Consider the following 20,499-nt stretch of genomic DNA (forward strand, 5'->3'; position numbering starts at 1 on the left):
GAGTGTGAGGTGTCGAAGTGAACATAGTTACCCCTGATCTGTGTGACGCTTATCCCGATATAGTGCGGATAGTTGAACCTTTGTTCACCAATTATGGTGGACGGGAAGCGTTTGGTGGCCAGATTGTTACTGTGAAATGCCACGAGGATAATTCCCTGGTGAAGGAGCATGTGGCAAATCCCGGTGCAGGAAAAGTGATGGTTGTTGACGGGGGCGGCTCTCTGCGCTGCGCCTTGCTTGGGGATATGCTGGCGGAGAAGGCTGCTCAGAACAATTGGGCCGGCTTGATTATTTACGGCTGTATTCGGGATGTTGATGAAATCCGAAAAACACAGTTGGGCGTTCAGGCGCTGCGGACCATTCCCATCAAGAGCAATCGTCAGGGGCGTGGGGATTTGAACATACCCATTACCTTTGGTGGGGTGACTTTTCATCCTGGTGAATACGTTTATGCGGATAACAACGGCATCATTGTTTCTGAGCAGGCGTTGAGTATGCCGGAATAACACTGGAAGATCCGCAGGCACAAAAAAACCGGCCTGAAGCCGGTTTTTTTGTGCCTGCGCTGAAATCGTCTGCTTAAGGCAGCAGATGAGCTACGGCGTCCCGTTCTTCGCTCAGTTCCGTTTCAGTGGCCTTCATCTTTTCGGAACTGAAATCACTGATTTCCAGTCCCTGTACGATTTCCCAGTCACCGTTTTTGCAAACACAGGGGAAAGAGTAGATCAGGCCTTCGGCAATGCCGTAGCTGCCGTCACTGTAAACACCCATGCTCACCCAATCGTTTTCAGCGCTGCCCAGCGCCCAGTCCCGCATGTGGAAGATGGCAGCGTTGGCGGCCGAGGCGGCACTGGATGCACCGCGAGCCTTGATGATGGCTGCCCCCCGTTGCTGTACAACGGGAATAAACTCATTGCGGTACCAGTCCTGTTCTACCTTGGGCTCTGCCGCTTCACCGCTGATCAGGGCTTTGGAAATGTCAGGGTATTGAGTGGAAGAGTGGTTGCCCCAGATGGTCATCTTGGTGATGTCGTTGATGGAAGAACCGGTTTTCTGGGCCAGTTGCGTCAAGGCCCGGTTGTGATCCAAACGGGTCATGGCCGTGAATTGACGGGGGTTGATGTCCGGTGCGTTACGTTGGGTAATCAGCGCATTGGTATTGGCCGGGTTGCCCACAACCAGAACCTTGATGTCCCGGCTGGCATGTTCGTTAATGGCCTTGCCCTGCACCGAGAATATGGCGGCGTTGGCTTCCAGCAGGTCTTTACGCTCCATGCCGGGGCCGCGGGGGCGGGCACCAACCAGCAATGCGTAGTCAGCATCTTTATACGCTACATTGGGATCGTCAGTGATAACCATGTCGTGCAGCAAAGGGAAAGCACAATCGTCCAGTTCCATGGCAACGCCCTTCAGGGCCTCCAGGGCTGGTGTGATTTCGAGCATCTGAAGAATTACGGGTTGGTCGAGGCCCAGCATCTCACCAGCGGCGATGCGGAAAAGCAGTGAGTAGCTGATTTGACCAGCTGCACCAGTAACGACGACACGTACAGGTTGTTTCATTGGTTCGATCTCCTGTCATCCTGTTTTTTAAGACGCACAATTCTATGCATCTGGGGGCCCAAATACCAATGATTTGTTGCAATAGTTGGTCATACATCTTCGTCGATGTAGACGCCGCCACGCTGAATGGTGGCCGGATTGTGGTCGCCGGAGTTCTCCAGTAAAGAACGGATTTCAGGTCTCAGTTTGTGATGGGCATTGCGACGATCCTGGCGTCGGCGGTCGGTTTTTACCGGTATATTCTGCCGCCGGCGTTCTTTTACAGCACGGCGATCAATAAATTGAGGGCGTTGATGCTGCTCAACGGCCTTGCTGCGTTCACTGGCATACACCTTAATGGAGCGATTGGATTTCAATCTCTCTATGGTGCGGCGGTGAATTCTTGGCATCAACAGCATTTCAGAGGCCTCTGTTACAGAACAACTGCGATTATCGGGTTCTTACTATTCATTATCGGCACGTAATCGATTTACTTTAGTTTTCAATAAGTTGATAGATAATTACTGTAATCGGTCAAAAAGTGTGCAACAGTTCCTCTTTATGGACTTTAAAGGCCCAATTTAATAGACAAATCATTAACCTAAGTCTATTTTGTATTCCAGAAGACATGAGTGCACGTTCCATGCTTTATATGTGCATATTAGATGCCAAGGAATCTGGCCAGCGTCAAGACACCGGGGATCCAAACGGGTCAAGTGTCACACTAAATGGTCAAGATTCTGTATGAAGGGTTTGATTGCGCACGTCGGTGGCAGGAGCGTCTGGTTTTGTCGATTCCGTTGCTGACATTAACTGATATCCGTTTTACAGCACTGTGCCAGGCACTCTGTCTGGTAGGCCTGTTGTTGTTCCAATCGTCCACTTTTGCATCAACCAGGCTGGTTTCCACCGAATCCAAGTTATCGGTGCTGGTGAACAGTTTTGGTGCTAAACAGCTGGATGTTTCCACCTACCTGGAAATCACCTCAGACCCTACCGGTGTCGCCAAATTGGAAGAAATATTGGCGCTACCGGACCACGCTTTTGAACCCCTGCAGTCCCAGACTTTCCTGAACTCCATGACCAACCAGGTTTTCTGGTTGCGGGCGCGCATTCGTGAAAGCTCAAGAGTCATGGGTATGCATTCCCGTTGGGTGCTGGTGTTGGAGAATCCCCACCTGCAGGGCTCCGCCATGTACCTGGCAAAGGCCGGTTCCAGACATGCCGGGGCCTTTGTGGCCATTGCTCCGGAGCAGGGTCGTTATCTGGTTTACCCCTTCGAATTGGCCGCCAATGATACCCATGAGCTGTATATCAGGTTGGATGTTCGTGGTGCCATGTCGTTCACCGCCAAGATCTGGCAAGAGAAAGCCTACCAGTTGCACAAACGCAAGACCTTGCCGGGTTGGGGGCTGTTGTTTGGTGGCCTCGCGGTACTCATCGTATACAACTTGTTCGTGATGGTGTCCCTGCGGGAGTCCATGTATCTGTATCTGTCTTTTTTTCTTGTGTGTGGCTTGCTGATCACCGCTCACACGGAAGGATTTCTGGCACAGTTCGGCGGGGATAACGCCTTGTTCAAATGGGTTGGGTTTGGTGCTCTGCTGCAGTGCTTTGCCCTTGCCGGCGCGGTGCTGTTTACCCGGGCGTTCTTGCAGACAACAGTCAATCATCCCATCGTGGAGCGTTGTCTGAAAATCTCACTGGGTCTGGCCATTCTGTTGGGCTTGGCGCTGGTGACCGGGCTCGTGCCCCTGACCCTGTTTTTTGCCGGCTTCGCAGTGGCAGGGTTATTGTTTTTCATTCCATCGGTGATCGCCTCCTTGGATGTGTCGGATCGGGCTACCCGATATTTTCTCGCCGGTTGGTCGGTCTTTGTTTTGGGCTATTCGGTTTATCAGTTCGGCCAACTGGGATTGATTCCGGTTAATGACGTCACCCGGCATATGAAAGAGTTCGCGCTGGGCATACTGGGTATTACGTTGTCCCTGGGAATCGCCTCCCAGATTCAGAAGGAACGTTTCCAAAAGCGCAAGGGGTTGACTCAACAGCAGGAGACCATGCTGGAGTTGAAGTATACCGAGGAACAGATCCAGAAAAAGGTGTTGCGCGATACCTTGCGCGAATTTCCCGGCGAAGAGGTATTGGAGGCGGTGTCCCGCAAAGTGGTGGACGCGGTTGCCGAAACGGGAGAGGCAGTGACGCTGGTGTTTGTGGAATTACACCACTTGGGCTTGGTGGAAAGCAAGCTGGGTCATGCGGCGCGAAATGAACTGTTGACCCGTGCCACCAAGCGCTTGAGTATTGTTTTGCGTAGCATTCAAGGGGTTGTGCCGTTAAAAGAATTCAATGGACAGTACGTGCCAATGGCGGTGCTGGAAGCCAATCGTTTTGCGTTTTTGCTGCGTTCCATGGACGACGTGGCGGTGAATTTTGCGGTGGATGAGGTGGAATCCTCAATGCAGCGGCCTTTTTTCTATCAGGGTATGGGGTTGCAGCCCGGCGTGTCATTTGGCGTCGCCCGATTAAGCGATTTTGACGCCAGCTACGATGCGTTGTATCAACATGCAAAGCGCGCATTGGAGGTGGATACTGCAAAGAACCTTAAAAAATCCTACGAGTTGGAATCGGTGGATCAGTACAACCCGCGCAATATCAGTATGATCAATCAACTGCGGGAAGCGATTCAGGAAAACCACATTACATTGTACTTTCAGCCCATTTACGATCTCAAAAGCAAGCTTACCTGTGGTGTGGAAGTGTTGACCCGTTGGGATACGGACCCGGGCGAAAAAATCAGTCCCAACGAAATTTTTTATCTGGCGGAAGTGGGTGGTTTTGTTGCCGAGTTGACGTTGAAAGTTATGGAACAGGCCATTTGCTCTTACCTTTCGGCGGTGGATCCGGAGGAAAACCCGATCAAGCTTTCCGTTAATCTGTCTCCGAAATGTTTGCGGGAAGACCGTTTTCTGGAAGAGGTTGGTATGTTGCTGACTCGCTATCACATGCCGTCAAAGATGTTGTCATTTGAAATCAAGGAAGCCGCCATCATTGAGGACCCCAGTATTACCCGGGAATCCCTTAATCGGATTCGTGCCATGGGGATTGGTTTGACCATTGATGAGTTCGGCGCCGCCTACAGCAACCCCAGCTACATGAGCAGCCTGCCGGTGACCGAGGTAAAGCTTGATCAGCGGATTGTAGCCCGCTTGGAAAACAAATTTCATTACGACTCGGTGGTAGCGCTGATTCGGTTATGTCGGGAGCAGGACATCAAACTGGTGATTCATGGCGTAGAGGATGAGGGTACCCTGGCGCAACTTGAGAAAATGGGGTGCAGTTTCGCTCAAGGCCACTTCTTTGCTGCACCGGTCAAAGCCAGTGAATATAAGTTAGGTAAAAGCAGCATGCGTCGTTCCCGCTATCAACGCGCTTAACGGATCAGGTATAATGGCGCAGAAATGTGGAGGAGCGACGTGATGCAAGAATCCAGACCGGTTCAGAGTGCCATTGAATCCAAATTGACGACAACCTTTCAACCCGTGCTGCTGGATGTGGTAAACGAAAGCCATATGCACAGTGTACCGCCTGGTTCCGAAACCCACTTTAAAGTGGTGGTGGTGTCCGATCAGTTCTCAGGCAAGCGTTCCGTGGCCCGGCATCAGATGATCTATAAGGCCTTGGCTGAGGAAGTGGCAGGCCCCGTGCATGCACTGGCAATACACACCTACACGGCGGATGAATGGAACCGTAGCGGAGCGGTGAGCCCGGCTTCGCCCCAATGTATGGGCGGCAGCAAAGCAGGTTAGCATTGATTGTCGAGGGCGCCGGCCTTGTTCGGGAGTTCCAGGGTCGGCATGCGAATAATGTGGATGGATACAGCCGCGGCAATGCCCAGCAGCAAAAACTTCAGCGGAATGGGATTAACAAAAAAGTACGCCGACGTTGAGATGGTGCACCAGAGAATGATAAGGATATAGACCTTGGCTTTTACCGGAATGCCCTTGCCGTCCAGATACAGGTGCAGATAAGGCCCCAACTGCGGTTGATTCAACAGCCAATCGTGAAACCGCTTGGAACTCTTGGCAAAACAGCTTGCGGCCAACAGCAGGAAAGGGGTGGTGGGGAGTAAGGGCAGGAAAATACCCACCACACCCAGTACCACCGATGCCCAGCCAATGAAAATCAGGCTGTATCGTAATACGATGTTTATTGGTTTGTGTTCATCCATGGCTCTAAAAGTGTAGAATCATGCCCGTCGCGATGCCAGATTCCTTCCAGCTTACCTCATTCAATTGGGTTGTACCACGTGACCCATCGGCGAAATAGACAGTGTCTTGACCTGGGTCGGTATTCCAGCTTCTCTGCTGCCAGTTTATCCACAGGGAAAGCGTCTGGTTGAATTTGAACGCGTAATCCAGGTTCAAACCAAATCCGTTCCCGGTGGCCGACTGTTCAAAACTTTTGGGGTGCGAAAAATCACTGCGTAGGTTCCAGTCAGCTACCGCAGCGTAATTCAACCATTCATAGCGGGCGCTTAATCCCAGCTGATGGTGCCGTGTCTCCAGATTCCAACCCAGGCCCAACCAGAGGCTGTCCCATTGTGTATCATAGGTGCTTTTCAAGGTGCCCCGGAATGGGCCGATGGCCGTTGGGTTGTCGGTGTTGATGGTCTGCACGCCCTCGGTCATGAGCATGTTCTGGGTTTTGTGGGTGTAACCCAGCATCGGCCTCAATGTTTGATGTGAATCCAGGCGAATGCGTCGTGCCAGGCCCAGGTTGATATCCTGCATTTTGGAATCCACGGCAGAAGACAGACTGCGGCTGTATTCCTGGGTACGGTTGTCACCATCGTAGTCGGAATCCTGTACGGTACCTTCATTGGCGGTTCCCGTACTGAAGCTTACCATCAGGTCATGGTTTGCCAGCCAGCCCCGCTTCATTTTCAGGGTGGAGGACATGGTAAACTGGCGGAAATTGACGTCCCGGTATGTGAGTTCCGAGAGGATGTTGGGGCCGTTTTCGCCGCCGGATATGTTCCAGGACAGAGTGCCCCGGGCATTGCCGACCCCGGTATTGAATTCCAGCTCGTAGGCTGAGAGCGGTTGTACATCGTAGTAGGCTTGCGCGCCGGTAGACGCCAACAACAAGCCGGATAAAATGATGATTGCATTCAGTAATTTGGGCAGCGGTTTGAGGATGGGCATGGGCCTGCTTCCTGGTGGATATTGAACTTCCCTGATTTCAGGTTAGAACAATTTTTACCGTTGGCATCGATGTAACTAATTGAAAAACAATAAGATATTTCTTATCAACAGGTTATGTTCGAATTAATTTTTGGCCAGCAAAATGACGTTTTTTTGGCATTCATAACGAGATTAGAATGAAATTTGATCAGAAGAGTGCGCAAGGTGACACTCCATCCCAATGGACCTACCGCGTGAAGTACGCACGGCGCAAAACCATAGGGATATACGTGAGTGCGGAGCAGGGTGTGGAAGTGCGGGTACCGCACTTTGTGTCCCGTAAGGAAGCCGATGACTTCGTGGCATTAAAACGCAACTGGATTGAAAAGCAGCTGCAGAGTATTGCCCGCCGCCCACAGCGATTTGAGCCAACCTATCGCTGGGGTGAACCCGTTTATTTCCTGGGTGAGCAGCAGATCATTCATCATCTGGACGGGGATGGTGTGGATATTGTGTTGCCGGGTCAGGCCGATGATTCCGTCGAGTTGATTGAACGCCGGGTTCAGGGCTGGTTCCGCCAGCAGGCTCTGGCGCTGTTCACCGAACGCCATGACCATTGGCAGGGGCATATGAGGCAGCTGAATTTACCTGTATCGACCCTGCACATTCGAGCCATGAAACGGCGTTGGGGCACCTGCCGCAGCAACGGCAAGATCATCATCAACACCCACCTGGCGCGTTATCCCCTCAATTGTGTGGACGTGGTGATTGTCCATGAGCTTTGCCACCTGTTGGAATTCAACCACAGTCGACATTTCTACCGGCTCATGGACCAGGCCATGCCGGACTGGAAAACCCATGATGCCATGCTCAATCGCTTAAGCCTGCTGTATTGAGATGGATAGCCAGTACGCGAATTGACCTGGGTTTGTCACTTTTGATCATTGTTGGATGATTTACCTCTGCCATAGGATTAAAACAAGCGTTTAATCAAACCAATTAAAAAGCGCGGGTATTCACCTATGACTCAGAGGGAACCAACATGTCCGATCAACCTCCTGCCTGCTTCGATTTGACCTTAACCGAAGAGCAGCGCATTACTCGCGAATCCTTGCGCCGGTTCGTGGCATCCCATATCAAGCCTGTTATGCGTCAGGCCGACGAAGCGGCCCAGGCGCCGGCGGGCTTCTATAAGCAGGCCAATGAACTGGGGCTTTGCCTGATGCCGATACCGGAGGCATTGGGTGGTGCCGGTATGCAGCGCTCTCCCATTGCCAACATGCTCAACGCGGAAGATCTGGGGGAAGGGGATATGGGGCTCGCCATTGGCGCGCTTACCCCGCTGAGTTTTGTCAATGCAGTGCTGGACTTTGGCACGCAGGCGCAGCAAGAGACGTATCTCACCCCCATGGCATCCGAACAGCCTGAGACGGCTACCATAGCCCTGATGGAGCCCCGTGCCACCTTTGAGGCCAGTGAGTTGCAGACCCTGGCCCAACCCGTTGCCGATGGGTATCGCATCAACGGTGTGAAGAATCTGGTGCCGCTGGCGGACCAGGCCCGTTTTATTCTGGTGCTGGCGTCTGTTGAAGGCGAGGGCAGCCATGCCGGTTTTGTGGTGGAGCGGGATGCCGAGGGTGTCAGCATCACCCGGGAATCGTTTATGGGGCTGCGGCCATTGAGTTTGAATCGGGTTGCGTTGGAGGATGTGGTGGTACCGCCATCGGCGCGCATCAATGTGGACCTCAACCGGTTACTGGATTTGTCCAGTATCGGGCTGGCGGCAGTGACGGTGGGGTGTTGTCAGGCGGTGCTGGATTACGTGGTGCCCTATGTGAATGAGCGCACGGCATTTGGCGAGCCCATATCCCATCGGCAATCGGTGGCCTTCATGGTGGCGGACATGGCCACGGAACTGGAAGCCATGCGTTTGATGGTGTATCGGGCTGCCTCCCGTGCCGAGCAGGGCCTGGATTTTCATGAGAACGCCTATTGGTGCCGCGCTTTTTGTGCGGAAAAAGCCATGGAGATCGGTACCAATGGGGTACAGCTGTTGGGAGGCCATGGGTTTATTCGCGAACATCCCGTGGAACTCTGGTATCGCAACCTGCGCGCGGCCGCTTTGCTGCAAGGCGCAGCGTGTATTTAAGGCAGTCCGTCCGGCATCAGAATTGAGAGAATAAATATGATTAATCTAGAACTACCCCAGAAGCTGCAAATGGCACAGCAGATGAGTCATCAACTGGCCAATAGCGTGTTCCGCCCCATTGCCCGCAAGTACGACAAGATTGAACACTGTGATACACCGGAGGAATTGATACCGGTGGGCCAGATGCTGAAAAGCATGGGCATGTCGTCTGCCGACGATGGGTCTAAAGCCGGTGGCGGTGATCACATCAAAAATGGGGCCAACATGATGCAGGTGTTGGCCACGGGCGAAATGAGCTGGGGCTGTATCGGCCTGATGCTGTCCATTCCCGGCCTGGGCCTGGGTAACGCCGCAATACAGGCGGTGGGCACGTCGCAGCAGAAGGAAAAATTCGGCAAGCTGCATTGCGCCATGGCCATCACCGAACCTGGCTGCGGCTCTGATTCGGCGGCGGTGCAAACCAGTGCGGTACTGGATGGAGATCAGTGGGTGCTGAACGGCGAGAAGATTTTTGCAACCTCAGCCAGCCGTGGTGATGCGGTGGTGGTGTGGGCCACATTGGATAAAACCAAAGGTAAGGCTGCCATAAAGTCTTTTGTGGTGGAACAGGGCACACCCGGCATGCAGGTGGTGCGCTGTGAAGACAAGATGGGGTTGCGGGTATCGGATACAGCGGCCATTGTGTTTACCGACTGCCGAATTCCCAAGGAAAATATATTGGGTTCCCCTGACATTGCTGATACCGCAGAAGCCCGTAAAAAGGCCTTTGGTGGTGTTATGCAGACCTTTGACAACACCCGGCCGCCGGTGGGCGCCATGGCTTATGGTGTGGCACGGGCGGCTCTGGAAGTGACCAAAGCGTTATTGGAGAAAGAGGGGATCAGGTTTGCCTACGATCGTGGCCTCAACAACAGCAGCGCATTGCAGGCGGAAATCTATCGCATGGAAGCGGAGCTGGAGGCTACTCGTTTGTTGATTCTGAAAGCAGCCTGGATGGCAGACAACAAACAGCCCAATTCCAAGCTGGCATCTATGTGCAAGGCGAAAGCCGGCCGGGTTGGCAACCGTATTACACTCAAGTGTGTGGAGCTCTGCGGGTCACTGGGATACGGCGAGGAACAATTGCTGGAGAAATTTGCCCGGGATTCCAAGATTCTGGATATCTTTGAAGGCACACAGCAGATTCAGCAGCTGATTATTGCCCGTAATGTGCTGGGTAAATCATCCAGTGAGTTGAAGTAGCGTTATACCGCTTTGCCCCGTAGTGTTTTCGGGGCAATTCAGCGGCCCTGTGGGTTTCAGTAGATCAGTGCTGCCTGGGTAATCAGCCAGGGGAAGGTGGTGTACTTGCGGTAATGCCGAATCAGCTTCACTGATTGTTCGCCGTCGTTCACATTCTTATCCACGATATACGCTTTCCAATCGCAGTGTTTGTGTTTGAACTCAATGGTGGAGTAACCGTTTTGGGTGGTGTTGAAATAGCGGATGTGTGGATTGGTCAGGCGCACTGCCGTATTGGTTACCGCCTGCGCCAGCAATTGCTGCTCGCCCTGTGGTGTACTGGCACCCACCATATCGAACAAACCGGCAGAGGTCACCGCCGGAGTCATAAATTCCACGCCAATAAAATTATCGAAGTTAAAGATGGAGCGGCTGTCGTAATCTTTTTTGATATGGGACGCGATATAGGTGTGTAAATCACCGGTCACCACCACGAAGTTTTCCACCTGATTCAGGGCGACCTCGTTATTGATGAGGTTGCGCTCGTAGTCAAACCCATCCCAGGCATCGACATTGATCGGCATTTTTCCGTTGGACAGTTGAACGCCCAGGCACCCCATGTAGGTTTGGTTGCCCAGCAGTTTCCAACGGGCAGAGGAACCGATGATACCATTCAAGAGCCAGTCCCGCTGATCGGCGCCCAGCAGGCTTTGCTGATCGCTTTTCCAGTTGCTGCAACCGTAGGGGACATAGCGCTGGAAAAAATCGTCTTCACCGCAGGGGTGAGGGGTGCGATAGCTGCGGCCGTCCAGCATGAACAGGTCCACCAGATCACCCAGCTGTACCCGGCGGTAGTATTTCAAAAAGCGATGGGGGTCGGTGGAACTCCAGTCAACTTGCACCCGTGCCGGAATGTATTCCAACCAGGCTTGCTGTGAATCCAGCATCAGTTGATTCAGGCGAGCGGGATCATTGTTGTATTCCGGTTCCAGTGTGAACGGGTGATCCGGGGCGCCCAGTGTATCCCGTTCATAATCCCAATAAGCGTCGTTGGCGGTCTCATGATCATCCCGTGTGACGATAAAGGTGTGTTGCTCCATGGCCTGCTGCAGGAACGGGTCGGAACGATAGGTTCTGTACAGGTGGCGATAGTCATCCAGATCCAGGGCAACCAGGCCATCGCTGGGCAGCACAATCAACCGATCTTCAAACGGCAGGCTCTGAAAGCGGGGATCACCGGCAGTCTCGTAGATGAAGTCACCCAGGTGAATGACAAAGTCGATGCTGTCATCGTTGGCGATCTGGGCCAGGGCGCCATAGTAGCCATTGGTGTAATCCTGGCAGGTGAGCAGGCCCAGCTTCAGGTGATCCAGTGCCGCACCATAGGGTGGGGCGGTGCGACAGCGTCCGGTGCGGCTCAGGGTGTTGTCGTAAATAAAGCGATAGTAGTAGCGTATGTTGGGTTGCAGATAACCATCCACATCAACGGACACACAGTAATCCCGTTCCGGGCGGATATTCTGGGATTCCACGATGCTTTCAAACTCCAATTGCAGAAAGTCGGCATCACGGGCCACCTGAACAATCAGCGCCTGTCCCGCGCGCCAGGCGCTGGGGTCGATTCGGGTCCACAACACTACACCTGTGGGGGTTGGGTCTCCGGACGACACGGAGAGGCTGAAAACCCGTTGTGAATCCAGCTCAAACGGTGCATCCGGCGCGACCAGTCCGGCTTTGGCATCGCCGCTGGTAAAGGTGACAACATACGGAGTGGCAACGCCGGCCGCCAGAAAAGAAAGAAACTTGCGACGATCAATAGTGCTCATGGGCTTCCCCAATCATCCTTGTTATGACAATGACTACCCGTTGCAGGATGGAGGCTGAGTCCAACCTTGAGTAGTGCGTTTTTTATCTTTTTATTGTGTAATTATTGTTTCAGTTGCGAAAATAATGAATGTTTCCGAAACTGATTGAGTCGAATAATAGCCAAGTTGGTACAATGGTACAACTAAGTGGATTAACTTATCAGGCAGTCCACCATCCTTGGTGAATCCATTCAGTTCGGTCAGTTTACATGCTGCCCGGAATCGGGTAAAAAGCCCGTCACATTGTCATATCGGGAATTCAAATGTCCGCCAGTGAAACCGCCCTCAGTCCGGAACAGGCCAAAAAGCAGAAAACCCAGTTCAATAAACTGCAAAAGAAACTACGGCGTGAAGTGGGTAAGGCCATTGCAGACTACAACATGATCGAAGCAGGGGATCGTGTCATGGTCTGCCTGTCCGGTGGTAAGGACTCCTTTACCATGCTGGACATTCTCATGAGCCTGCAAAAGAGTGCGCCGATTGACTTTGAGCTGGTGGCGGTCAACATGGACCAGAAGCAGCCCGGGTTCCCGGAGCATGTGTTGCCGGACTACCTGGATCAACTGGGTATCGAATACTACATTATCAACCGCGATACCTACTCGGTGGTCAAACAGAAAATACCGGAAGGGGCCACCACCTGTGGTCTGTGCTCGCGCTTGCGGCGGGGCACGCTGTATTCCTTCGCCGAGGACATCAAGGCCACCAAGATTGCCCTGGGCCATCATCGTGATGACATGGTGGAGACCCTGTTCCTGAATATGTTCTACGGTTCCAGGCTGTCCGCAATGCCGCCCAAGTTATTATCCGACGACCAACGCAACATTGTGATTCGACCGCTGGCATACTGCCGTGAAAAAGACATTGTAGCCTTTGCAAACGTTAAGGCGTTTCCCATCATTCCCTGTAATCTGTGCGGTTCACAAGAGAACCTGCAGCGTCAGAACATCAAGCTCATGTTGCAGGAGTGGGATCGGCAGCAACCCGGCCGTATCGAGCATATCTTCAACTCCATGCAGAATATCAAGCTGTCGCAAATGGCAGATACCTCTCTGTTTGATTTTCAGAATCTGCAAATTGATCGCAGCGCTGAGCGCCCGGTATACGAATTTGCAGATGAGCAGACGGTGGATGGCAAACCGGCCCGCGATGCGGTAAAAATGGTGAATCTCGTTAATCTATAAGGCCTGGTACCGTTGCTGAATTATCTTTGGGGTGGCTTCTTCCTGGTGGGCTTTGCCGTTGCAATGCTGCGCTTTTTGGGTGGGGACGACGCGGTATTTCAGGCGGTTGTTCAATCCACCTTCGATATGGCCAAATTGTCGGTGGAAATCGCCATCGGGCTAATCGGCTTGCTGGCCTTGTGGTCGGGGTTGTTTCGTATTGCCGAGCAGGCCGGGCTGATCAGTGTGCTGAGCCGGTTGCTGGCGCCCTTGTTCAGTCGCATCATGCCGGAGGTGCCCCACGGCCACGTGGCACAGGGGGCTGTCACCATGAATCTGGCGGCCAATATGCTGGGCCTGGATAATGCAGCCACGCCCTTGGGTTTGAAGGCCATGCAGGCGCTGCAGTCTCTGAATCCGGTTAAACACACGGCCAGTAATGCCCAGATACTGTTTCTGGTACTGAACACTTCATCGGTTACGTTGTTGCCGGTGACCATCTTTATGTATCGCGCCCAACTGGGCGCCGCAGACCCCACCGAGGTATTCATTCCCATTTTGTTGGCCACCAGCCTGTCGACGTTGACCGGGTTGTTGGCCGTGATGCTGATTCAAAAAATCCCTTTCGATGTTGTGGTGCTGGCTTATCTGGGTGCAGGGGCGGTGCTGATGGGGGGCTTTGTTTACTGGCTGGGTTTGCTGCCTGCGGGGGAGCTGGGCACGGCCTCTCAGCTGCTGGCCAACGGGTTGTTATTGGCGGTAATCGCCTTGTTCATCGGTTATGGCCTGTGGCGCCGGGTGCCTGTGTATGAGCAGTTCGTTGAGGGCGCTAAAGAGGGCTTTGAGACGGCAGTTAAGCTGATTCCTTATCTGGTGGCCATGCTGGTGGCCATCGGGGTGTTCCGTGCCTGTGGCGCACTGGAGTATCTGGTTGCCTTGCTGGCAGAGGGATTGGAGGGGCTGGGCATGGGTAGCGGATTTGCCGAGGCCTTGCCCGTGGCCCTCATGAAACCCTTCAGTGGCAGTGGCGCCCGTGCCCTGATGCTGGATGTTATGAACGCCCATGGCGTGGATTCCCTGGCCGGGCGCATTGCGGCGGTGATGCAGGGGTCCACCGAAACCACTTTCTATGTATTGACGGTGTATTTTGGGGTGGTGGGCATCACCCGTATTCGCTATGCCCTGTGGGCGGGGTTGCTGTGCGATGTTGTGGGCATGGTGGCCGCAATCGCATTGGGTCTATGGTTCTTCACCTGAATCTGCCCTATAATTCACCGGAATTATACTCTTTTGGAAGGCATTTAATTAATGAATGTTGGGCGGGTGGATCTTAATCTTCTGGTATACCTGGATGTGCTGCTGCGGGAACTGAATGTGACTCGGGCGGCGGAGCAGTTGGGTATCACTCAGCCTGCCATGAGCAACGGTTTAAAGCGCCTCAGAGATCTGTTCAATGATCCCTTATTGATCCGTTCCAGCGAGGGCATGAAGCCCACTGAGCGGGCCCTTGAGCTGCAGCCCCGGGTGCGCCAGATCCTGGCCGATACCCAATACCTGCTGGAACCGAAGCAGGAATTCAAACCGTTAACCAGTAAACGTGTTTTTCGGATCATGGTAAGCGATTATGCCGAAGCCACCCTGATTCCCGCCTTGATCAAGCATATCCGCAGTGAGGCCCCCAATATCATTCTGGATTTTCTTACCCCCAGCGACGTCAGCTATCAGGATATGGAGCAGGGGCGGGTGGATATGGCCATCAATCGCTTCAATGAAATCCCGCAGTCGTTTCATCAGAACACAGTATGGACCGACAGTTTTTCCTGCCTGGTGAATCGCAGGAATCCGGTGGCGGAAAACTTCAACCTGAAATCCTATCTGAGTGCGCAGCACATCTGGGTCAGTAAAACCGGTATGGGGGTTGGCTTTGGTGTGAATCCGGAAAAATCCGGTGGCCTGGGGTGGATCGATCAGGCACTGCAGCGCATTGGCAGCAAACGTAAGATCACGATATTTACCCGCCATTATCAAATGCCGGGGCTGTTGGCGCAGAACAATGACCTGGTGGCAACCCTGCCCACCAAAATTGCCAGGATGCAGGCCGAGAATCCGAAACTGGTGATTCTGGACCCTCCTTTCTATATTCCAGAGTTCGAGCTGAAGATGGCCTGGAGTCCGCTGCTGCATCCCAACGCCGGGCACCAATGGTTGCGTCGTTTGGTCATGTACACAGCAGAACGCATGGCGGATGACGAGCAACGCTTGCTGGCTGAGGAAAGCCTTAGTTCCTAAGGCTGTTCACCGCCCTCGCCGAAGCCAAGTTTGATCAGGGCCGAGCGGTGTGCCTGCAATTCAATACGCTGTTCTGCCAGGGCGCGATTAATCAGTGTGTCGCAGCCGGGGATGTCATCAAACAGGCCGGATTGCAATTCATCGGGGCTGGTTTTATGCAGCAGTTCATTGAGTTTGATGTAGGCTGCGGTATGATTTCCTGCGCTGAATTCCAGCCATATACCCATGACGGATAGCGTTAAAAAATGGACGGGAAACCCGTTTTGAACGGTCAGGTATAACAACTGTTGATTGAGTTCCTGCGCGCGGTCCAGGTCGTGCTTGTTGCGATGGTAATAAATGCCGCACGTAAGCCAGCTAAAACGACTGATCCAATCATAATGGCAGTCTTCCCGCAGGCACAGGTTTACCCGTTCCAGTAGGTTGCTGTGCGTGGCGAGTTCCTCGCTCATCCGGCCATCGTTGACCATGACCGCCAGACGAAAGTGCTCCAGATGAAGCTGAGCATTGAAACGTTCGGCGCCATTGCTGCAGGCAATACCGTGCAAGAAGGCAAGCAGGCTTTTGGCAAGCGCGGTATCACCCTGGCGAATGATTTCCCTTATGATCATCTGGTACACCATAAACTGGGTATCGGCAGGCATCCAGGTCAGGTTGATGTTGCACTGTGCCAGACCCAGTTCATAACCTGCTCCCCTGGTATCAGCCCGATACAGCAGATGGGCAAGTGTCACGCGCAGAAGCGATACACCGACGGCATTCGGATACCGCCAGTGCCTGGATAGTACCTGCTGAGCTTCTGCCAGTGCGTGGGCAGGATCGTTATTGAAAAAGTGCAGGCGGATGGCAATTTGCCGAGCCATACAAAAATTATATTCGTAGCCCAGCTCATCGGAGATAGCGCAGGCTCCTGCAATATAGGCCTCCGCCTCCTGGCTATGAAGACGCTGCAGCTCAATATCCGCCAACAGGCTGTTCAGCGTTGCTCTGAGTGAGGTGTACACCGCGTTGTGTTTAGTAAGTTGTTTAAGGTTTTCCACCAAATCATCATCCAGCCGGCATTGTTGTGAACGAATGGCGCCGTAGGCCACTGCGCAGTTTGCCTCTGCACCGTTCTGTGGTTGCTGTAAAACCTGAGCAATGGGTTTGTCCTGCAGAAGCTCTTGTAAAATAGCGTCTGATTGCAACAACCGCCCTGACATATTCATTAGCCAGCACCAGGCCAGTTTTGCCTGGGGCAATGTCTTCAGGCTGGGCTTACTATGGGATGTTTGGTTTTGGTATAACGCTGCCAGACTGCCTGAACGCAGCCAGTGCACCAGGTTTTTTCGATAATACTCATCCTGGATGGCCGGATGTGGGTGATGGGCAGCAGTGATCATGCCATCGTTGTTGAAGCCGTTTTCGGTGAGCCAGGTGCAGGCGCCTGACACCAGTCTTTCGCGCTCCGTATGCGGCAGCATCTGAAAGCGATGAAGTAATCGTTGTTTAATGAGCGGATTGTATTGGTAACACAGTGGATGCTCTGGAGTAACCTGTAACAGGAACAGGCTGCTCAGTACCGTATCCAGTGAACGTGGCAGTTCCGGTGCGCGAACATAGCTTTGGCAAAGCGCGGTATTAAATCGGTGCAGAAAAGCGGTTTGTGTAAGAAAACCCGTGGTAAGCTCGTCATAATAATCGATCAGGGTGTCCACCAGGTGATCGAACAACGCCCGGGTGGGCAGGTTCAGGTCGACGCCGGATGCAGTTGCTTTGGTGAGGCATAGTTGCGCCAATTTGACACCCGCGGGCCAGCCGTGGGTGACTTGGGAAATTATCTGGTTGAACGCTTGATGGGCGGCGTTTTTACTCAGGAACACCCGTTGTTCCTTGGCGTTGAAATACAACTGATCCTGGGTGATGAGGTAGCAGTCCGCGTCAACCTGGCAATCCTTGAATAGGGCACTGTAGGTACTGGCCGCAACCATCCAGTGTACGTTGTTGGCGTTCAACATCAACTCAATGAAACGCTGGTACCATGGCAAGCCGGAGATCAGCTGCAGATCGTCAACGATGATGGTAATGGGGTGGTCCAGCCTGGTCAGAGCCTGCAAAAACAAATCCAGGAATACATGGGGTTCCTGTTCCTCATCGCCAAATTCATGACACAAAACAGGCCCGTTAAAATCCGGTATTACCCGCTGAACCGCGCTCACCAAATGATGAAAAAATCCGTTTGCACTGGTGTCTTCTTCAGCTAAAGAGAGCCAGGCGCAGTTGCTCGGGTTACGGCTATAGTACTGTTGCAGCAGTGTGGTTTTGCCACTGCCGATTGGAGCCAGCAATGCTCTTATATTGGTATGGCGATGCTGATGCAACGCATCCAGCAAGTGATGGCGTGGTACCAGATCACGGTGCTCTGCCGGTACAAAACAGCTGGTATCCAAAACGGCGGACAGAAACGTGGGCATACCCTTCTCAAACTACTTGAATTATTGTTATGTAGCAGTGTTGTGATGGAGCCAAAAGAGAATACTGGTGGGTAGTTTGATCCTGTGTTGCGTAACCCGGGTCCGTAATCAACAGTAGACAGAAGGCTGACGTTTATATAAGGCCAGAAATGGTGCAATTATTCAAGGGGTAAAAGAACTAACCACGTTAGCAAATACCTTTTAACGATGCCTGTACCTATCATGCCTGCACGAATCAGGAGCCGCCTGCTACAAAAAAGTAAAAGCCCGGACAGAGCCGGGCTTTTACTTTTCTGGGCTTGTGTAGTTCCGGATGCTCAGGCGGAGCGATTAGCAGCCGTATTTGGCTTTTGCTTCCCGGCGGCGGCGATGCAGAACCGGCTCGGTGTAGCCACTGGGCTGCTTGCAGCCTTCCAGTACCAGCTCACAGGCTGCTTCAAATGCGACACCGTTGAAGTCTGGCGCCATATTACGATAGCTGGGGTCACCGGCATTCTGGCGATCCACAACGGCCGCCATCCTGCGCAGGGTTTCCAATACCTGTTCTTCGGTGCAAATACCGTGACGCAGCCAGTTGGCAACGTGCTGACTGGAAATCCGCAGGGTGGCACGATCTTCCATCAGGCCCACGTCGTTGATGTCCGGTACCTTGGAGCAACCTACACCCTGATCAATCCAGCGCACCATGTAACCCAGTATGCCCTGGGCGTTATTATCCAGTTCTTTTTGGATTGCCTCGGTGGTCAGAGAAGACGAGTCTGTCATCACCGGCACGGTCAGAATATCGTCCAGGTTGGCCCGCGCGCGGTTCTTCAGTTCTTCCTGCATGCCTGCCACACTGACTTTGTGATAGTGCATTACGTGCAGAGTGGCGGCGGTTGGGGAGGGTACCCAGGCACAACTTGCGCCGGCTTTGGGGTGGCCAATTTTGGCGTCCATCATGGCGGCCATCTCGTCGGGCATGGCCCACATACCTTTACCTATCTGGGCACGGCCTTTCAGCCCACACTCCAGGCCGATGTCAACGTTCCAGTCTTCATAAGCATTGATCCAGGGCTGGGCTTTCATGTCGGTTTTCTTGATCATGGGGCCGGCTTCCATGGAGGTATGGATTTCATCGCCGGTGCGGTCCAGGAAGCCGGTGTTGATGAAAATAACCCGGTCTTTGGCTTCACGAATGCAGGCTTTCAGGTTGACCGTGGTGCGGCGTTCTTCATCCATAATGCCGATCTTCAGTGTGTTGGCTGCCAGGCCCAGTGCCTGTTCCACCCGACCAAACAGCTCCACCGCAAAGGCCACTTCCTCGGGGCCGTGCATTTTAGGTTTCACAATATAGACGCTGCCTTCCCGTGAATTGCGGAATGGGCCATTGCCCTTCAGGTCGTGGATGGCAATTAGGGAGGTCACCATTGCATCCAGAATGCCTTCCGGGATTTCCTCGCCGTTGTAGAGGATGGCTTCGTTGGTCATCAGGTGGCCCACGTTGCGGACCAGCAACAGCGAGCGACCGGGCAACACCAGTTTGTCACCATTGCTGGCGGTAAACTCACGGTCTGGATTCATCACCCGGGTCAGTTGCTTGCCGCCCTTGTCGAAGGATTCGGACAAGTCACCTTTCATCAGGCCCAACCAGTTGCGGTAGACCACGCACTTGTCTTCCGCATCCACTGCAGCCACGGAGTCTTCACAATCCTGGATGGTGGTGATGGCGGATTCCAGGCACAGGTCGTTGACACCGGCGGCATCGTCTTTGCCGATGGCACCGTTTTTGTCAATCTGGATTTCAATATGCAGATTGTTGTTGCACAGCAGGATCGAGGAAGGCTCGATTTCGGCGCCTTTATAGCCGACAAATTTCTCCGCCTGGGCCAGGCCGGTCTCAGAGCCGTCCTTAAGTGCTACAACCAGTTGACCGCCCTTTACAAAGTAGGCGGTGGCATCTTCGTGCTGACCGCTGGCCAGGGGGGCCGCCTCGTTGAGGAACGCACGGGCGTAAGCGATAACCTTGTTGCCGCGCACCGGGTTATAGCCTTTACCCTTTTCCGCTCCACCTTCTTCGGAGATCACATTGGTACCGTACAGCGCATCATACAGGCTGCCCCAGCGCGCATTGGCCGCGTTCAGTGCGTATCGGGCGTTCATCACAGGCACCACCAGTTGGGGGCCGGCGATGGTGGCAATTTCGGGATCGACATTGGAGGTGGCAACCTCGAAGTCATCGCCTTCGGGCAGCAGATATTCCAGTTCGGTCAGAAAGGCTTTGTATTCTGCCATGTCGATGGCCTGGCCGGCGCGCGCCTGATGCCAGGCATCAATTCTGGCCTGGATATCATCACGCTTGGCCAGCAGAGCTTTGTTCTTGGGGGCCAGTTCCGCGACAATTTTTTCCAGTTCCGCCCAAAAATGTGCCGGTTCGACACCGGTGCCCGGTGCGATTTCATTGGCTACCAGATCGTGCAATTGGGTAGCGATTTCTAGACCACCGATTTTGGTGCGTGCTGTCATCGTAGTTGCCTCCAAGTGTCCACCTCTGCCAGTAAAAACAGGGGCTTGGTTATGTAAAGCGTATTTTGCAAAGGGCTGGGATAATGCAGTTTAGACGGAAGTGTGTCAAATAGTTTCCCCGATGACCAA

16 protein-coding genes are annotated in these 20,499 nt (G+C 53.3%); 9 read left to right on the forward strand and 7 right to left on the reverse strand.

What is annotated here, in order from left to right:
* The first annotated feature begins 17 nt into the window (after window positions 1-17).
* On the forward strand, window positions 18-506 hold the full coding sequence (gene rraA, locus D9N13_RS10285) for a ribonuclease E activity regulator RraA (protein WP_290589062.1): 489 nt from the start codon (window positions 18-20) through the stop codon (window positions 504-506).
* Between the two features lie 73 nt (window positions 507-579).
* On the opposite strand, the gene D9N13_RS10290 is transcribed toward rraA, so the two are convergent.
* Window positions 580-1,560 (reverse strand): malate dehydrogenase, encoded by a 981-nt coding sequence (locus D9N13_RS10290; protein ID WP_290589065.1) that lies wholly within the window; start codon window positions 1,558-1,560, stop codon window positions 580-582.
* An 89-nt stretch (window positions 1,561-1,649) separates the two neighbouring features.
* On the reverse strand, window positions 1,650-1,949 hold the full coding sequence (locus D9N13_RS10295; protein WP_290589068.1) for a hypothetical protein: 300 nt from the start codon (window positions 1,947-1,949) through the stop codon (window positions 1,650-1,652).
* Window positions 1,950-2,267: 318 nt separating this feature from the next.
* Between D9N13_RS10295 and D9N13_RS10300 the strand changes: the two genes are divergently transcribed.
* Complete coding sequence (locus D9N13_RS10300; RefSeq protein ID WP_290589071.1) at window positions 2,268-4,976, forward strand: EAL domain-containing protein; 2,709 nt, start codon at window positions 2,268-2,270, stop codon at window positions 4,974-4,976.
* Between the two features lie 42 nt (window positions 4,977-5,018).
* The gene (locus D9N13_RS10305; protein WP_290589074.1) at window positions 5,019-5,348 is read left to right on the forward strand and encodes a BolA family protein; all 330 of its coding nucleotides are present in this window, start codon (window positions 5,019-5,021) and stop codon (window positions 5,346-5,348) included.
* Here the strand turns inward: D9N13_RS10305 and D9N13_RS10310 are convergent.
* Together D9N13_RS10310 and D9N13_RS10315 are read right to left on the reverse strand one after the other, a co-directional pair.
* Entirely contained in the window at window positions 5,345-5,770 is a 426-nt protein-coding gene (locus D9N13_RS10310) for a YbaN family protein (RefSeq protein ID WP_290589077.1), read from the reverse strand. The two genes, D9N13_RS10305 and D9N13_RS10310, sit on opposite strands and share 4 nt — an antisense overlap.
* 4 nt (window positions 5,771-5,774) lie before the next feature.
* A complete protein-coding gene (locus tag D9N13_RS10315) occupies window positions 5,775-6,746 on the reverse strand; it encodes a hypothetical protein (RefSeq protein ID WP_290589080.1) in 972 nt (323 codons plus the stop codon).
* 176 nt (window positions 6,747-6,922) lie between these two features.
* Between D9N13_RS10315 and D9N13_RS10320 the strand changes: the two genes are divergently transcribed.
* The 3 genes from D9N13_RS10320 to D9N13_RS10330 all read left to right on the forward strand — a co-directional run bounded on the left by D9N13_RS10320 (window position 6,923) and on the right by D9N13_RS10330 (window position 10,116).
* Complete coding sequence (locus tag D9N13_RS10320; RefSeq protein WP_290589083.1) at window positions 6,923-7,621, forward strand: M48 family metallopeptidase; 699 nt, start codon at window positions 6,923-6,925, stop codon at window positions 7,619-7,621.
* A gap of 146 nt (window positions 7,622-7,767) precedes the next feature.
* Window positions 7,768-8,874 (forward strand): acyl-CoA dehydrogenase family protein, encoded by a 1,107-nt coding sequence (locus D9N13_RS10325; protein ID WP_290589087.1) that lies wholly within the window; start codon window positions 7,768-7,770, stop codon window positions 8,872-8,874.
* 39 nt (window positions 8,875-8,913) lie between these two features.
* Window positions 8,914-10,116 carry an acyl-CoA dehydrogenase family protein gene (locus D9N13_RS10330; protein ID WP_411268153.1) on the forward strand — a complete coding sequence of 401 codons (1,203 nt, stop codon included), beginning with the start codon at window positions 8,914-8,916 and terminating at the stop codon, window positions 10,114-10,116.
* A 56-nt stretch (window positions 10,117-10,172) separates the two neighbouring features.
* Here D9N13_RS10330 and D9N13_RS10335 read toward each other — a convergent pair whose 3' ends face one another.
* Window positions 10,173-11,921, reverse strand: a complete 1,749-nt coding sequence (locus D9N13_RS10335; RefSeq protein ID WP_290589093.1) for an alkaline phosphatase D family protein — start codon at window positions 11,919-11,921, stop codon at window positions 10,173-10,175.
* Window positions 11,922-12,223: 302 nt separating this feature from the next.
* Here D9N13_RS10335 and ttcA point away from each other — a divergent pair, with 302 nt between their 5' ends.
* The 3 genes from ttcA to D9N13_RS10350 are packed head-to-tail and all read left to right on the forward strand — an operon-like array spanning window position 12,224 to window position 15,412.
* Window positions 12,224-13,144 (forward strand): tRNA 2-thiocytidine(32) synthetase TtcA, encoded by a 921-nt coding sequence (gene ttcA / locus D9N13_RS10340; RefSeq protein ID WP_290589096.1) that lies wholly within the window; start codon window positions 12,224-12,226, stop codon window positions 13,142-13,144.
* A gap of 12 nt (window positions 13,145-13,156) precedes the next feature.
* Entirely contained in the window at window positions 13,157-14,380 is a 1,224-nt protein-coding gene (locus D9N13_RS10345; RefSeq protein WP_290589099.1) for a nucleoside recognition domain-containing protein, read from the forward strand.
* 51 nt (window positions 14,381-14,431) lie between these two features.
* Complete coding sequence (locus D9N13_RS10350) at window positions 14,432-15,412, forward strand: LysR family transcriptional regulator (RefSeq protein ID WP_290589101.1); 981 nt, start codon at window positions 14,432-14,434, stop codon at window positions 15,410-15,412.
* On the opposite strand, the gene D9N13_RS10355 is transcribed toward D9N13_RS10350, so the two are convergent.
* Both D9N13_RS10355 and D9N13_RS10360 read right to left on the reverse strand, forming a co-directional pair.
* Window positions 15,409-17,865 (reverse strand): AAA family ATPase, encoded by a 2,457-nt coding sequence (locus D9N13_RS10355; protein WP_290589104.1) that lies wholly within the window; start codon window positions 17,863-17,865, stop codon window positions 15,409-15,411. The two genes, D9N13_RS10350 and D9N13_RS10355, sit on opposite strands and share 4 nt — an antisense overlap.
* Window positions 17,866-18,195: 330 nt before the next feature.
* Entirely contained in the window at window positions 18,196-20,370 is a 2,175-nt protein-coding gene (locus D9N13_RS10360) for a malate synthase G (RefSeq protein WP_290589107.1), read from the reverse strand.
* Between the last annotated feature and the right edge of the window lie 129 nt (window positions 20,371-20,499).

The organism is Ketobacter sp. GenoA1 (assembly GCF_003671475.1).
In the GTDB taxonomy this organism is placed as follows: domain Bacteria; phylum Pseudomonadota; class Gammaproteobacteria; order Pseudomonadales; family Ketobacteraceae; genus Ketobacter.

Bases quoted from the DNA above. Each gene is read 5' to 3' on its own strand.
- D9N13_RS10325 (WP_290589087.1), top strand. From the start codon at position 7,768: ATGTCCGATCAACCTCCTGCCTGCTTCGATTTGACCTTAACCGAAGAG.
- D9N13_RS10315 (WP_290589080.1), bottom strand. From the start codon at position 6,746: ATGCCCATCCTCAAACCGCTGCCCAAATTACTGAATGCAATCATCATT.
- D9N13_RS10320 (WP_290589083.1), top strand. From the start codon at position 6,923: ATGAAATTTGATCAGAAGAGTGCGCAAGGTGACACTCCATCCCAATGG.
- D9N13_RS10305 (WP_290589074.1), top strand. From the start codon at position 5,019: ATGCAAGAATCCAGACCGGTTCAGAGTGCCATTGAATCCAAATTGACG.
- D9N13_RS10355 (WP_290589104.1), bottom strand. From the start codon at position 17,865: ATGCCCACGTTTCTGTCCGCCGTTTTGGATACCAGCTGTTTTGTACCG.
- D9N13_RS10335 (WP_290589093.1), bottom strand. From the start codon at position 11,921: ATGAGCACTATTGATCGTCGCAAGTTTCTTTCTTTTCTGGCGGCCGGC.
- D9N13_RS10360 (WP_290589107.1), bottom strand. From the start codon at position 20,370: ATGACAGCACGCACCAAAATCGGTGGTCTAGAAATCGCTACCCAATTG.
- D9N13_RS10300 (WP_290589071.1), top strand. From the start codon at position 2,268: ATGGTCAAGATTCTGTATGAAGGGTTTGATTGCGCACGTCGGTGGCAG.
- ttcA (WP_290589096.1), top strand. From the start codon at position 12,224: ATGTCCGCCAGTGAAACCGCCCTCAGTCCGGAACAGGCCAAAAAGCAG.
- D9N13_RS10290 (WP_290589065.1), bottom strand. From the start codon at position 1,560: ATGAAACAACCTGTACGTGTCGTCGTTACTGGTGCAGCTGGTCAAATC.
- D9N13_RS10295 (WP_290589068.1), bottom strand. From the start codon at position 1,949: ATGCCAAGAATTCACCGCCGCACCATAGAGAGATTGAAATCCAATCGC.
- D9N13_RS10350 (WP_290589101.1), top strand. From the start codon at position 14,432: ATGAATGTTGGGCGGGTGGATCTTAATCTTCTGGTATACCTGGATGTG.
- D9N13_RS10310 (WP_290589077.1), bottom strand. From the start codon at position 5,770: ATGGATGAACACAAACCAATAAACATCGTATTACGATACAGCCTGATT.